Origin of the sequence: Nodularia harveyana UHCC-0300, from assembly GCF_034931085.1 — a bacterium.
Classification (GTDB): Bacteria; Cyanobacteriota; Cyanobacteriia; order Cyanobacteriales; family Nostocaceae; genus Nodularia; species Nodularia harveyana.
Map to the genome: position 1 here is coordinate 158,048 of NZ_JAYGHG010000005.1, position 14,337 is coordinate 172,384.

A 14,337-nucleotide genomic window follows, 5' to 3' on the forward strand; every position below is an offset into this window, starting at 1 on the left:
ATAGTACTTACGCATAATCTACGTTTTCTTGGCGTTCTTGGCGGCTTGGCGGTTGGATAAATCAAGATTTTTGGCAATTGTTGCGTAGCAAGAATTACGGAAGAACGAACCACAGAGACGCAGAGGACACAGAGGAATAGGGGTTTGAGAGATTTTTTTGCGTAAATCCTGCTAAACCTCTTCCTTCTTTCTTTCTTTGTGTGCTTTGTGGTTCGTTCCTCCTATATTTCATACAAACCCCTTACCCATTCCCATTCCCGCGTTAAACCCTCCCGTAAAGAAACTTGAGGATCATATCCTAAAACTCGCCTAGCCTTCGACACATCAGCAGCTGTATGACGCGCGTCTCCCATCGCCCTTTCGATGTAATTCTTCCGAATCGGTTTACCGACAATTTCCGCCATAGTGTCCAAAACTTCAGCTAACACAACCCTGCTACCACCACCAATATTGAAGACTTCACCCACAGCCGCAGGTACAGTGGCCGCCGCTAAATTAGCAGCTATAGCATCACTGACAAAAGTAAAATCCCGCGTTTGCAACCCATCGCCGTAAATAGGAATGGCTTCATCTTGCAATATAGCCTTGAAAAACTTATGAAAAGCCATATCAGGGCGCTGTCTGGGACCATAAACCGTAAAATAGCGTAGTGCCACAATGGGGACACCAAAGTTTTTGTGATAAAGCATACACAAACGTTCCGCCGCCAGCTTGGTAATTCCATAGGGCGAAACCGGTTGTGGGGGAATTTTTTCATGGGTGGGTAATGTTTCCGCATCGCCATAGACACTAGATGTCGAGGCAAATACAAATCTTTTCAGGCTTTTCGCATCCTTAGCAGCTTCTAATAAAACCTGAGTGGCACTAATATTCCGTTCCGTGTAATTACGGAAACTTGCGCCCCAACTAGCTCTCACCCCAGCCTGTGCCGCCTGATGGTAAATAACCTCAACATCTTGCAGTAGCTTCTGCCAATCTAAAACCTGGATATCTCCGGTAATTAAACTAAATTTCGGCGAATTGTGTAAATGTGCCAGATTTTTATGCTTTAATGTAGGATCGTAATAATCATTAAATTGATCAATAGCAATTACTTCTTGTCCTTGTTGCAGTAATGCTTCTACAAGGTGAGAACCAATAAACCCGGCGGCTCCAGTGACGATTGTTTTAGTCATGTTTATAAATTGATATGTTTTGAATTTTGATATTGACGTTTTTGGCAGTTAATTATTGTCACCTGGAAAATTTAATTATAAATACTGATAAATTATATTCATATTTCGGCAATACCCACTCTTTGAATATAGGAATCAATTAATTCATTCCTCTCCCATGCCAAAATAGATATGCGATCGCCTCTAGAGTGTAATGGTTTTATAAGGGAAGCACGAAGAAATCAGTGAAAGTTTTAGTTATCGGTAATGGAGGACGCGAACACGCTTTAGCTTGGAAGCTGTTGCAATCTCCTCAAATTGAACAAGTAATCTGTGTCCCCGGAAATGGCGGAACTGCAACTCTGGAACGTTGTCAGAACTTATCTTTGGCTGTGGATGATTTTGCCGGAATCAGCCAATACGCCCTGGAAAATGGGGTTTCCTTAGTAGTAGTCGGCCCAGAAGTCCCCCTAGCAATGGGTATCACAGACTACCTCCAAAGTCAAGGACTGATGGTATTTGGACCAGTGAAAGCCGGAGCGCAAATTGAAGCTAGTAAGGCCTGGGCAAAAGCTTTAATGCAAGAAGCCGGGATTCCTACAGCCAAAGCTGCGGTATTTACGGAAGCAACGGCAGCGAAGTCCTACGTAAATTCCCAGGGAATACCCATTGTTGTCAAAGCCGATGGTTTGGCAGCCGGCAAGGGTGTGATAGTTGCCACAACCATTGCACAGGCAGAAACCGCCATTGATAGCATTTTTCAAGGTGAGTTTGGCAGTGCGGGAAATTTTGTGGTGGTGGAAGAATGTTTGATTGGGCAAGAGGTATCAGTTTTAGCCTTGACTGATGGATTAACTATTCGCCCGTTGTTACCAGCCCAAGATCATAAACGCATCGGGGAGGGTGATACCGGGGAAAATACTGGGGGGATGGGAGCTTATGCCCCTGCACCCATTGCGACACCAGAGTTAATGGCTAGGGTGCAAACAACAGTTTTAGAACCTGCGATCGCCTGTTTAAGAGCTAGAGGCATCGACTACCGTGGTATCCTCTATGCAGGATTGATGATTGCCCCCGATGGCGATGTCAAGGTTTTAGAATTTAACTGTCGCTTTGGTGACCCCGAAACACAGGTAATTTTGCCATTGTTAGAAACACCCTTAGTAGAATTAATCCTAGCCTGTGTAGAGCAGCGCTTAGGGCAAATGCCCCCCATTGCTTGGAAACCAGGAGCAGCCGCTACTGTGGTCGCCGCTTCCGGTGGTTATCCGGGGAAATACGCAAAAGGTGAAGTGATTACTGGCATCAAAGAGGCAGAATCCTCTGGAGTAACCGTATTTCAGGCAGGGACACAATTAAACCAACAACAACTAATTACAGATGGCGGAAGAGTCTTAAATGTGACTGGGATTGGTGCAAGTTTTCCCCAGGCGATCGCCCAAGCATACAGTGGCATAAAATTAATTCAATTTCCAGGAATGTATTACCGTAAAGATATCGGTCATCGAGTCCTGAAATAAAAATTATCCTCGGCAGCAGCCCCGGACTTCATTTTCAGCCGGAATACAGCCAAAACTGCCCAGACAAGTGGCCATACCCTGACTACCCTCTCTTTCAACTAACATATTTATCGAATTAACTGTTAATTTTTTAGTTGTTGGGGTTGAATAACCGAAACTACTAACAACTGTGTTTACAATGCTGGCTCCTTTAACAACAATCCGAGAAGCAATTGCCAATTGGTGGTCAGAGTTCACCCTCCAGACCAAACTTTTAGCCGTCGCCACCTTAGTAGTCTCTTTGATCATGAGTGGTCTCACCTTCTGGGCTGTGAATACAATTCAGCAAGATGCTAGGATGAATGACACCCGCTTTGGTAGTGACTTAGGACTACTATTGGCTGCTAACGTTGCGCCCCTAATCGCCGATGACAACCTCACCGAAGTTGCTGAATTTTCTCAACGCTTCTACAGCAGCACCTCCAGCGTCAGTTATATGCTGTACGCCGATGAAACTGGGGACATATTTTTTGGCATTCCCTTTTGGGAACCAGAAGTAGAAAACTCCCTCACCATTAAGCGCAGAATATACCTACCAGAAGATTACAGTAAAGACCGAGAACAGCCGATGGTGCGGCAACATCTCACCCCAGATGGCATAGTCACCGATGTCTTTATCCCCCTGATTGTCAATGAAAAATACCAGGGTGTATTAGCCATTGGTATCAACCCTAATCAAACGGCAGTTATTTCCACTAATTTCACCCGTGATGTTACCATTGCCGTTTTTATCACCATCTGGGTTATGGTAATTTTGGCAGGAGTGATTAACGCTTTAACCATTACTAAACCCATTACAGAACTCCTAGTAGGGGTAAAACAAATTGCAGCAGGTAATTTCAAGCAGCGCATTGACTTACCGCTAGGTGGCGAACTGGGAGAGGTAATTCTCAGTTTTAATGAAATGGCAGAGCGTCTAGAGCGCTATGAAGAGCAAAATATTGAAGAATTAACCGCAGAAAAAGCCAAACTCGAAACCTTGGTTTCCACAATCGCTGATGGTGCTGTATTAATTGATAACAGTATGCAGGTGATTTTAGTTAACCCCACAGCAAGGCGGATTTTTGGCTGGGAAGGAATAGAGGTAGAAGGTAGCAATGTTCTACATCATTTACCCTCAGCCGTACAGATGGAAATTACCCGTCCTTTATCAGAAATGGCCGCAGGTGAATGTGAAAGCGCCGAGTTTCGGATTCATTTAAACACAGCCACAAAGCGCACCGTCCGCATTCTCTTAACTACTGTACTCAACCTGCAACGAGAAAGTATAAAAGGCATTGCCATTACTGTGCAAGATATTACTCGTGAAGTCGAACTGAATGAAGCCAAAAGCCAATTTATCAGCAACGTTTCTCACGAATTACGCACACCTCTATTTAATATCAAATCCTTTATTGAAACCTTGCATGAATATGGTGAAGACCTGAGTTTAGAACAAAGGCAAGATTTTCTGCAAACTGTCAATAATGAAACCGACCGACTCACCCGTTTAGTTAACGATGTTTTGGATTTATCCAAACTCGAATCTGGACGCAGTTACAACTTTGGTGCTGTAGATTTAGCCCAAGCTATTGAACAAACCCTGCGGACTTACCAACTCAATGCTAGAGATAAAGGTATTGAACTAATTCAAGAAGTCGCCATTGATTTGCCCTTAGTCCTGGGTAATTATGATTTGTTGTTGCAAGTATTAGCTAATTTGGTGGGAAATTCTCTCAAATTCTCTCACTCTGGTGGTCAAGTCGCAATTCGTGCTTACCAATTAGATTCTTCGCCTAACTCACATCTGCCCAGTTATGAGGTGCGCGTGGAAATCTCAGATACTGGTATTGGTATTGCAGCAGAAGATCAACAGGCAATTTTTGACCGTTTTTTCCGTGTAGAAAACCGAGTTCACACCCTAGAAGGTACTGGTTTGGGTTTATCTATAGTCAGAAATATCATGGAAAGGCATCGTAGTCAGATGCACTTAGTGAGTGAAGTGGGGGTGGGAACTACTTTTTGGTTTGACTTAAATGTGTTTCAAGCAGAACCCCAAATTTTAGCTGAGTCTCCGGCTGAAACCATCACAATTCCTACGGTTTAACTAGATAAAGCTATCAGCAAGCAGAGGCATAATAAACCTAGTAGTAGCAACCAAGACTGGTGACGTTGAGTCCACTTTTTCAGAGTTGCACCAAAGCTGTTGGCTTGATGTTGCGCTTGTAATCTTAACTGGCTCTGCTCTAGATTGTCGTACAGGGTGCATTCTTTAGCGTAGGGGCGTTGTGGAAAGTTACAAGTATTATCAGCATGATATGTGCAGCTTTCACACAGAGATTCTTCTCCAGTCGCCCGGTGTAGGGGAATTCCTGGATGACCATAAGCTTTCAGGGTTGTCCGACAATGGGGACAAGTAATTGCTTCATTGTCAACGAGTTGATGGCAATGGGGACAAGATATAGTAGCCACAACTTCAGGATAAATAGGTAAACATTTTGATTTTATACTAAATAGAACAAAATTTTAATCATAATTAAACACAGATGGACGCAGATAAACGCAGATGAATTAATGAATTTCGTGATTATGTGCGCCTTAACATAAAATTTCTATTAGCCATTTTCGGGAGTGGGCTATAGTCGCTTTATACCGAAATTAAGTTCCAGTGGACATTTTCTCAATAAATGGTGCGATCGCTTTAATAAATTCCGCCGTTGATTCGTATGGTAAAACGTTACGTCCGGGTAATTTAATTCCACTACCGTGGGGTAAGCAGCCAAGATAATCCGCCAAGCGTTCATCTGGTGTTTCTTGTTTACCTTCCTTACTAATACTCGATGCAGTTTCTCCCACAACTACCAAAGTGGGTTGATTTATACAAGCTAAATAACCACTATAATCCTGTCGCCAAAACCCCGCTAAAAAGGAAAATACTGCGTGGCGACTTTCTGGATTTTCTGCACCCTTAACTAACATATTTAACCACTCTTTATCTACAGCTTCTTCAGCATCAAAAAGTTGCCGAGTGGAGAAAGAACGCAAAAACTTTTCTGTCCGCGCATAGCGATAAAATCCATTACCTAAAGGGGTATCAAAGATATTCCAAGCTATTTTTTGCTGTAATTCTGATGAGTTTTTCGTAATCACTGGCCAAGCAGGAGGACCCGCTAAAATCATTCCCGCAATTAATTTTGAGTTTTTCTGCACTAACTCGATAGCAACTGGTAGCAAAGCACCTTGTACTATAATCACGACAGGTTTTTTTACTACCGTTTTCAAAAAGTAATTTAATTGATCTGCCCAATCTCTAGGAGTATAAGCCACATGGGGCATATCACTTTCACCACATCCTAATAAATCAGGATTGTAAATAGAATTTGTATGACCTGTTATGTACCATTCTTTACGAAATCTATGCCAAAATTGCCGGGATAACCCAACACCAATGGGATGAATTAAAAGTAAAGGTAAACCCTCTGCATTAGAGTTATGCGGTTGATATATTTCGTAGGCACAACTATAATTTTGCCAAGTGTAAAATTGGGTAGGAGATATGTTGATGTTCACGTTTTTTCCCTGACGATTAATTTTTAATTGCGACTACAATATCATCTGTGGATGAATTAATTTATATCCTGCTTGTTTGATTTTTTGATTGGATACTTTCGCATTATATGGACGGTTACTTTTAGCAGTATGATCCCATTTTACTTGGGGTAAATCATATTTTTCCATTAAGCTATCCAGCAATTCTCGACTGGTGAGCGACGCATCATCTACCAGATTATAAATACCTTGTAAATGATTGAGACGCACAAATTCTATAGCGCTCACAATATCATCTAAATGAATCCAATTAGCAATATCTTCGCCAGTACCAGGACGGGTTGTACCAGGAACTCTACTAAATATTTTCATTAGTTCCCTATTAGGACCATAAATACCTCCTAATCTCAAAATACAAACGCGGAGCCGTTCAGTAGATGCTGCTAGCAATACATTCTCAGTTGCTTGGAGAATTTTGCCATGTTCATTCCGTGGTTGAGCTAGAGTTTCTTCATCTACTCCAGTACCTTTGAAATCACCATAAACTGAATAACTGCCAGTATATATTAGTTGCTTAATACTAGGAATATCTGGTAAAATCTCTGCTAGAGTTTGGGCTGTTTTTAGATAAGTTTCTTCATATAAATTTGACCCTTTGGCTCCCACACTCAATAGGACAATATCTTGATTTTGCAAGACAGATTTTAATTTTTCTCGGTCATTTCCGGTGGTGACTACAACTTTTTGGGCTACTTTTTCTAAAGTCGGGACACGCTCAGGGCTAGTTGTGGTGGCTGTGATCATAAAAGTCATTTTTTGCTGCCACAATTCAGCGACAGCACAACCAACGTAACCACAACCAATAATGGCAATGTTCATAAATTCACCTGATTTTTCCCATCAATACTTTCTCGGCGGACAGCTTGTTAACTATGGATAAGACCATCAGGCATAATTGCACCTGCTAAGTTAGCACCTATCAATTTTACCAGTAGGCGATCGCCTGAACGAATCCGCGCTCCTGTAAAATCCGCCCCCCGCAAATCCGCTCCACTCAGGTCAGCACCAATTAAGTTAGTAAAGCGCAAGTTGGCTTCTCTCATATCAGCTAAAAGTAAGTTAGCTCTAAACAAATTCGCCTCAGATAAATTTGCACCCCTAAGAATGACTTTATGCATGAAAGTATCACTCAGATCAGCCCCACTTAAGTCAGCGTAACTCAAGTTTCTCCCAGATAAATCCTTGTTGCTTAAGTTAGAACCTCGGAAGTTTTTACCACTCAAATCTGGGTTGGTTTGGGGTGGTTTATAGCTACTTTGCCGTGTTTTTTTGGGTTGATATCCCGAAGAATGATAACTATTTGGATGCTGATCATTTAAAGACCGTAATTGATCACGAGCTTCATTAATGGCTTTCAGCTTTTCTTGGGCTTTCTTTTGTAAGCGCAGATTATTTTGAGGAATACGATCAGGATGCCAAATAAAAACCAAGTCTTTATAAGCCTGGTTTACTTCCTCAATTGTGGCTCCAGGTTCTATTTCTAAAACTCGATAATACTGCTCCATCTCGCTCATTATGATATTTTTCTAGACAATCAAATTAAGTATGAGTGATGCAGCTGCTAGATGAAACCGACTCAAATCTATTCCTGAAACTGGAATTGGTGATAATTCCTGTTTTAGCCAAGGGCTGGGGCGGGTTCTTGTCCACAGGTATCAATTTAAGAAGAGCTTTTCCCTATCTGCGCTCAATTCAATACTGAGATTCAAATATTATACAAGCGTGTCTTAGCTAACTCAGTTCATAAATAACTTTTTTATCAGCTAATTGCAAAACCCTCTACCTTATTTGTATACACCGAAACTGTAGTGCGATCGCCAAGTGAACCTTGAGTTTTGTATCCATGTCAAAGTTATCCATTCCGCCACCGGTTAATAGCTCTGAAATAAGCCCCGATGGGAATCTGATAAATCTCCACAAGAATCCAGAGAATAATGGATAGATGTGACAAAAAAGTTAGTATCGTCCAGATATATGGTAGCCAACTTATCAAATCATCAGATACTGGCGGAAAGTAATAAGCCACCAGAGCAATTAAACTTGTAGGCAGCACCACAAACGCAACTGCGGCTAGTCCATAACCCCAACCCAACTCCACCCCCTCCAACTGACCTTCTGTCCAATTCCAACCATTCCAGCGCCAAATTAGGGGAGGTTGGCGAGAAGGCATCTTGATTTGTTGTTTTTCTAAATTAACCGTAAAAATTTCATGGCAAAAATCACAAGCCATAGTCTCCATCATCGGCATTTGATAAATTTTACCTACCCGACAGAGAGGACAGGGGTAAACTCCTTGAAAGTCAAAAGACGTAGAGAATATTTGAGAACCAGGCATAGGATTTGGGGCTATAAAAACTAACGGCTTTGAAATGGTATAATTCTGTTACCTGAATAGATGAAAAGACTAGTATAAACCTCCCATATTTTTTGCAAGGAAATAATTAATATGGCAATTATCAACAACGGCGAAGCTAACAATTTTCTCTTTGACTTTTCTTTCGACTACCAAATAAATGGTTTCTGGGATACTGATGTAGTTGTCAGAAGTAGACCTAATACTGATATCGTTATCGGTGGTATCGATGATGATATCCTTGATGGTGGTGATGGTAATGATTTTATATTTGGCAATGGCGGTAATGACACCATAAATGGTGATGCAGGTAATGATAAATTATATGGCGGTAGAGGCGCAGATATAATTGTTGGTAGTAATGGTAATGATAAATTATTTGGTGGTTGGGGTGACGACATTCTCATAGGTGTCAATCCAGAAGATGAACAACCAGGTCAATTAGAAAGAGATATATTGACTGGTGGTTTTGGTAAGGATACATTCGTTCTCGGAGACCCCTTGAAAGTTTATTACGATGATAGCCAGATACGATTCATAATTGCTCCCCCTCCCACTGAACCACCTCCAAGTTATGCTTTAATTACTGACTTTGAAGTAGGTAAAGATGTGATTCAACTGAAGGGAGCTATAGAGTATACCCTTGAGCAAGTAGACTTACCTAATGGCGTTTCTGGGTTGGGAATTTTCTTTGATGCTGATCTCCTTAGTGATAATGGTTCTGAGCAACTAATTGGTATCATTCAAAGTCGCCAATCTCTAAATAATTTGCAAATTAATTTAGGTGATGCAATTACAACAATCATGTAATTTTATCCTTCAGTAGCAAGTACCACTGTGATAGTTACATCTAAATTTTTGTTCTTGGTGGAGGGACAATACCAGTCTTTTGCAAACCTTGATCAATATCTCGAAGTAGTTTAAAGTCCTCCTCTGGTAAAGGATAACTCTGACTAGCTGAATGCTTTTCTAAGAAAGAGAATGCTGCACGAAATTGAGCAGGTTCTGCGGGAATCGGTGAATCGAAATGACAAGGAATAATCCTCTGAAAATCCCAACTCGCCACCTTCTCAACCCAATCTATGGTTTCTCTGGGGGCGCGGTTAAGAATCAGTGTTTGTAAAATTGGTGCAACAAACAAACGCCCCTCACCACTGAGGATCTCAAATGAACGCAGCCAATGGGAGTCCCATTTAAAGGGATATAAGCCAAAATAAGCCTTTGGTGAGCGATTGGGGGCTTTCATCGCCTCACTGAATACTTCACCCCATTTAGGGACTGATAATACACTGGGGCGAAAATACAAAGCAAATAAGGAAACCCTTTGCCATCCCTTGCGGCGATTAGCTGGATTATCTGCAACGATATCAGATGCTGAGTCTTTAGCGTGGAATAATAGGGGATATGGGTCTAACTGTACAACGGCGGGCGGCTCTGCGGATACAGATACCACCGAATCAGTGACTAATAAAGTGTGCGATCGCTTGTGGAAAAATGCCACTTCAGCAAACTTCCCAGGTCCCAGTTCAATCGGTCCGAGAATCCCATAGTCAAACTCTTCCGCAAAGGGCGTATTACGGCAATCTGACGGTAATATATGAGTCCGTTTAGCAGGTAAACCCAGCCAACTAAGGGGGAGATTAAACGGAAAACTCCATTGACCAGGAGCCACAAATACCTCAGCATTGGGAAAGCTTCTGGCAAAAGGTCCCACAAAAACTTTATGTTCTATACCGGAGATAGTTGGCAAAATAATATACTTCACATCACCGTGTTTTGCCACCAACTCTGCAACCAATCTCATACATTCTGGCGTAGGTGCAACAGGAGCATATACGAGCAAACCCCCTTCAGATAGCTTAACGACAGTCATCCGAATCGGGACAACGACGTAAAAAATCCCCTGAATTTGGTCAAAAGTCCAGACTGTATCTTTAACTACTTCTTCCCGGATTGTTTGCCGCTTGCCATAAGGGTAGAGTGGCAATATTAACCAGAAAGGCCAAGAAAAATCCTGCTGATTAATTTGTTCTGGGCTTACTGTAGTTTGATCATCAGCCACTCTCCAACCCCTCCCTATTTCCCAACACTGAAACTATGCAGTTAATAACTTGCTTTTATCAAAACTCTATTATCTCATAATTTAGACAGCATTTATTGCTAATATGTGTATTACTTGTGATTATTTCCCAAGTCTAATTAAATAAAAATCATTCCTTGATATATCAGCCATGAAAATATTTTGTGATCTTTAATTTTTTATCTCCTAAAACTCACATTAAATACAACTATTAAACAGTTTATGACTTCCCCACATAAAGACTTTTGCTTTTGTACCATAGCTTTAAGAAATAAATATCGTCTTTTAGCCCAACAACTGGCGAGTGATTTAGAAAAATATTCCCCTGGCACGAAATTACTAGTATTAACAGACAACCCAGATTGTTTTCAGGAAAATGCTAATGTTTTAGCTATTAAGCATCGTCAAAATGGAATTTTACACTGTTATCATGACAAAAGTATTCTCATGAAAATAGCTTTATCAAAATTTACCACAGCAATTCATATTGATGCAGACACCAGAGTATTAGCAGATTTACCAGATAATTTACCCTGGAAACCAGGAATTACAGCCGGACATTATGAAAATTTGGTGGAACACGTTAGCAGATATAATCCTGAAAGATTATCCTCACTGCAAAAAGTCGCTACACATTTAAGTGTGGATTTAGAAACTGTGACTTATATGGGAGAATCTCTATTTATGATTACTAGAGATAATGGCAAAGAAATAGAGTATTTAAAATACTGGGCAATGATTGGCAGGTATTTGGAATTAAGAGGGATTCATGCTGGCGCAGGTAATGCAATGGGAATAGCTGCTACTAAGGTGGGATGGAATGTTTACCAAGATAGCTGGCAAGAAATTAAAGATGTCATTGATCACACAGATGCTTCTTATTCTAATAAAGAAAAGACTTTATGGGAAAAGTGGCAACGACGAATTGGCTATCACTACCGCTTAAATTTAGCTAGAATTATGGCTTTAAAAAATGCTAAATTTTATTATAATTGAAGTCAAAATAATCTCATAAAAGATATATTATTGCCCCTTCTCTCTGGGTAGAATGTATAAACAAATGATTGAATTATATCCTTTTTTTTAGATAGCAACCACCAAAGAAATTAGTCAAAAAACAGAATCATGAGGCAGGTTGAATACTGTTATAGATTGTCGATGCGTTAGGACTAAAGGCCGTAATACACTCTACATGGAGAAGAGAGGGAACTATTCAAGAATCCAAATCTAAAGCTTGCATTCCTTGACTTTTGGCAAAAGTTAGTAGACTTCCTAATTGCAACCAAACTAGTAAACAAGTTAACAAACTGACTGGTAAACCTATTCCCAAAGCTAAAGAGGAAGGAAAACCAAATATCTGTAAACCTGATGAAAGGAAAAGAGAAACACCGCTAGTAATTCCCAGAAATGGCACAAATAATTGCTTTAATGAGGAAGGAGATTGAGTATTTTCTGTACTATCTTCTGGCCATTGACCTACTATAACTTTTAGCGTGCCAGATAAAGCCAGACCTGAAGTTAATGCTATCAAAAAACCAATCAGGAGAATAAGGTAGGGTGGTTGTTCAGGGAAATAGTACATGATAACTCCGAATTTATATAAAAAAATTATACAGTAAAAAATATGAGCTTTATTCTTTACTGTTTGATTTTACAGGACTAAAAACAGCAAATAACCCAGATTTGGGAATGATAGCAGCGACACTTTCTCTGGATAAGTGTGTCAACATTCCGATCGCTACATCTAACAAACGATTCGGTTGAATGTCATCTTTAACCAAATCCCAGAGGCGTTGGACTTCTGTGGTGTGTAAACGGTCGTTTTCGGTGAGTGCTAGTACTAACTGTCGGCGGAGGAATTTACCTTCTTCAGATAGCAGATATTCTAATCCCATTTGGGCGGTGGGTAATACATCAAAGCTATCATCAGTACGAGCAATTTCGATTAAGTCTTCTAACCGTTGCCACTGGAATTTACCATCTTTAAATAAGACGTTGAGTAATCGTCTTCTTAATTCTGGAGATTCCCCGGTGAGTAAGCGTCTGGCTACGTAGGGGTAACCGATTTCCACAATTTTGAAGTCTGGGTTGAGACTGAGGGCGATACCTTCTTGAGTTACTAGAGAACGAATAATCAAGGCGAACTTGGCAGGAACTCGAAAGGGATATTCATACATCAATTCCGAGAACTCATCAGTTATGGTTCTGAAGTTAAATTCCTTGACATTTTTGCCGATGGCATTTCCCAAAACTGATTCTAATGCCGGGATAATTGGGGAAATATTTGTGTCTCGTGTGAGAAAACCCAAGGAGACAAAATCTGTGGCTAAATCGGCGTAGTCTTTGTTGACTAGATGTACTAGGGCATCTACTAGAGTTTCTTTGGTGGGTTCTTCTAGCTGATCCATCATCCCAAAATCGATGAAAGCCATACGGCCATCAGGCATGGCAAATAAATTGCCTGGATGGGGGTCAGCATGGAAGAAACCGTGTTCCAATAGCTGTTGTAGTCCGGAAGTTACGCCAATTTGGATAATCACTTCTGGATCTAAACCTGCGGCTTTGATTCTGGTACTGTCGGTGAGTTTGAAGCCGTTAATCCATTCCAGAGTTAAAACGTGGGTGTTGGTATAATTCCAGTGAATAATCGGAATTTTGACTCGCAGATCGTTGCGAAAATTGTGGGCAAATTTTTCGGCGTTACGACCTTCATTCAGGTAGTCAATTTCTTCAAATAACTTGATGCCAAACTCGTCCACAATTAATGTGAGATCGTGTCCGAGATTCAGGGGTAGCCAAGGTGCTAGCCAACTAGCAATCCAGCGCATCAAATAAAGATCGAGTGTGATGACTGGGCGTAAGTTGGGGCGTTGCACCTTTACGGCTACTTCTTCGCCGGTGAGTAGACGACCGCGATAAACTTGCCCTAAGCTAGCAGCAGCCACTGGGTTAGGGGATAGTTCGCTATAGACTTCCGAAATGGGTCGGTCTAGTTCGGTTTCGATAATTTGATAAGCGATCGCATTATCAAAAGCTGGTAACTGGTCTTGTAGCTTGATCAGTTCTTCTAAGAAATCTTTCCGTACTAAATCGGGGCGAGTAGATAAGGCTTGACCAACTTTAATAAATGTCGGGCCAAGTCTGGTGAGTAGTTCTCGTAACTGTGTAGCGCGTTTACCTTTATTCTGCTCAACTTTATCTTGCCATTCGTCCCACTTGAGACTCAAAACAAATCCAGCAAATGACCAGATAACTTGCAACATTCGTCCCCAAGCAAGCCAGGGACGGTAACGATAGTGACGAGCGATCGCGTCCGAATTGTAGCGTCTTAGCTGACCGGGTTGATACTGACCCACGCCTTTACATACCTCTTCAACTGGGAATTATCTACTTTGGTTTTTTATGTCCCCGCTTACAAGCTAATTGTAAGGCTGGAGTATTAGTAGTTTTGTATGGAAAACTAGAAATTTAAAATTTTTCCGGGTGATACTTTAAGCGGTTTTAGCCTACCGTACTGCCCAGAGTTTTTTATCTTTTCCTTAATTATACTTTATAAAACTACAAATATTCCTTCGGGAGTGGGGAGTAGGGAGTAGGGAGTAG

The 14,337-nt window shown here is 41.1% G+C and carries 13 protein-coding genes; 4 read left to right on the forward strand and 9 right to left on the reverse strand.

Annotation, left to right across the window (positions count from 1 at the left end; translation table 11 throughout):
* Window positions 1–221 precede the first annotated feature (221 nt).
* Entirely contained in the window at window positions 222–1,175 is a 954-nt protein-coding gene (locus tag VB620_RS05450) for an NAD-dependent epimerase/dehydratase family protein (protein WP_323195123.1), read from the reverse strand.
* A 224-nt stretch (window positions 1,176–1,399) separates the two neighbouring features.
* On the opposite strand from VB620_RS05450, the gene purD reads away from it, so the two are divergent.
* Together purD and nblS are read left to right on the forward strand one after the other, a co-directional pair.
* On the forward strand, window positions 1,400–2,674 hold the full coding sequence (gene purD, locus VB620_RS05455) for a phosphoribosylamine--glycine ligase (protein WP_323195124.1): 1,275 nt from the start codon (window positions 1,400–1,402) through the stop codon (window positions 2,672–2,674).
* Window positions 2,675–2,852: 178 nt separating this feature from the next.
* A complete protein-coding gene (nblS, locus tag VB620_RS05460; RefSeq protein ID WP_323195125.1) occupies window positions 2,853–4,799 on the forward strand; it encodes a two-component system sensor histidine kinase NblS in 1,947 nt (648 codons plus the stop codon).
* On the opposite strand, the gene VB620_RS05465 is transcribed toward nblS, so the two are convergent.
* From VB620_RS05465 to VB620_RS05485, 5 genes are all read right to left on the reverse strand, one after another.
* Window positions 4,796–5,164 (reverse strand): zinc ribbon domain-containing protein, encoded by a 369-nt coding sequence (locus VB620_RS05465; RefSeq protein ID WP_323195126.1) that lies wholly within the window; start codon window positions 5,162–5,164, stop codon window positions 4,796–4,798. The genes nblS and VB620_RS05465 overlap by 4 nt on opposite strands.
* 186 nt (window positions 5,165–5,350) lie before the next feature.
* Window positions 5,351–6,262, reverse strand: a complete 912-nt coding sequence (locus tag VB620_RS05470; protein WP_323195127.1) for an alpha/beta fold hydrolase — start codon at window positions 6,260–6,262, stop codon at window positions 5,351–5,353.
* A 33-nt stretch (window positions 6,263–6,295) separates the two neighbouring features.
* Window positions 6,296–7,120: an SDR family oxidoreductase gene (locus tag VB620_RS05475; RefSeq protein ID WP_323195128.1), complete on the reverse strand. Its 825-nt coding sequence runs from the start codon at window positions 7,118–7,120 to the stop codon at window positions 6,296–6,298.
* A gap of 47 nt (window positions 7,121–7,167) precedes the next feature.
* Window positions 7,168–7,815, reverse strand: coding sequence for a pentapeptide repeat-containing protein (locus VB620_RS05480; protein WP_323195129.1), 648 nt, complete (start codon window positions 7,813–7,815; stop codon window positions 7,168–7,170).
* Window positions 7,816–8,153: 338 nt separating this feature from the next.
* A complete protein-coding gene (locus VB620_RS05485; protein WP_323195130.1) occupies window positions 8,154–8,636 on the reverse strand; it encodes a hypothetical protein in 483 nt (160 codons plus the stop codon).
* 111 nt (window positions 8,637–8,747) lie between these two features.
* Between VB620_RS05485 and VB620_RS05490 the strand changes: the two genes are divergently transcribed.
* Window positions 8,748–9,464, forward strand: a complete 717-nt coding sequence (locus VB620_RS05490; protein ID WP_323195131.1) for a calcium-binding protein — start codon at window positions 8,748–8,750, stop codon at window positions 9,462–9,464.
* Window positions 9,465–9,504: 40 nt separating this feature from the next.
* Here the strand turns inward: VB620_RS05490 and VB620_RS05495 are convergent, their stop codons facing one another.
* The gene (locus VB620_RS05495; protein ID WP_323195132.1) at window positions 9,505–10,716 is read right to left on the reverse strand and encodes a DUF4336 domain-containing protein; all 1,212 of its coding nucleotides are present in this window, start codon (window positions 10,714–10,716) and stop codon (window positions 9,505–9,507) included.
* Between the two features lie 240 nt (window positions 10,717–10,956).
* On the opposite strand from VB620_RS05495, the gene VB620_RS05500 reads away from it, so the two are divergent.
* Window positions 10,957–11,730 carry a hypothetical protein gene (locus VB620_RS05500; protein ID WP_323195133.1) on the forward strand — a complete coding sequence of 258 codons (774 nt, stop codon included), beginning with the start codon at window positions 10,957–10,959 and terminating at the stop codon, window positions 11,728–11,730.
* Between the two features lie 217 nt (window positions 11,731–11,947).
* On the opposite strand, the gene VB620_RS05505 is transcribed toward VB620_RS05500, so the two are convergent.
* The gene (locus VB620_RS05505; RefSeq protein ID WP_323195134.1) at window positions 11,948–12,316 is read right to left on the reverse strand and encodes a hypothetical protein; all 369 of its coding nucleotides are present in this window, start codon (window positions 12,314–12,316) and stop codon (window positions 11,948–11,950) included.
* 49 nt (window positions 12,317–12,365) lie between these two features.
* The gene (locus VB620_RS05510; RefSeq protein WP_323195135.1) at window positions 12,366–14,090 is read right to left on the reverse strand and encodes an ABC1 kinase family protein; all 1,725 of its coding nucleotides are present in this window, start codon (window positions 14,088–14,090) and stop codon (window positions 12,366–12,368) included.
* Window positions 14,091–14,337: the final 247 nt, after the last annotated feature.

Excerpts from the sequence above, each read along its gene's own strand:
- VB620_RS05505 (WP_323195134.1), bottom strand. The coding sequence starts at position 12,316 with ATGTACTATTTCCCTGAACAACCACCCTACCTTATTCTCCTGATTGGT.
- VB620_RS05490 (WP_323195131.1), top strand. The coding sequence starts at position 8,748 with ATGGCAATTATCAACAACGGCGAAGCTAACAATTTTCTCTTTGACTTT.
- VB620_RS05500 (WP_323195133.1), top strand. The coding sequence starts at position 10,957 with ATGACTTCCCCACATAAAGACTTTTGCTTTTGTACCATAGCTTTAAGA.
- VB620_RS05450 (WP_323195123.1), bottom strand. The coding sequence starts at position 1,175 with ATGACTAAAACAATCGTCACTGGAGCCGCCGGGTTTATTGGTTCTCAC.
- VB620_RS05480 (WP_323195129.1), bottom strand. The coding sequence starts at position 7,815 with ATGAGCGAGATGGAGCAGTATTATCGAGTTTTAGAAATAGAACCTGGA.
- VB620_RS05475 (WP_323195128.1), bottom strand. The coding sequence starts at position 7,120 with ATGAACATTGCCATTATTGGTTGTGGTTACGTTGGTTGTGCTGTCGCT.
- VB620_RS05485 (WP_323195130.1), bottom strand. The coding sequence starts at position 8,636 with ATGCCTGGTTCTCAAATATTCTCTACGTCTTTTGACTTTCAAGGAGTT.
- nblS (WP_323195125.1), top strand. The coding sequence starts at position 2,853 with ATGCTGGCTCCTTTAACAACAATCCGAGAAGCAATTGCCAATTGGTGG.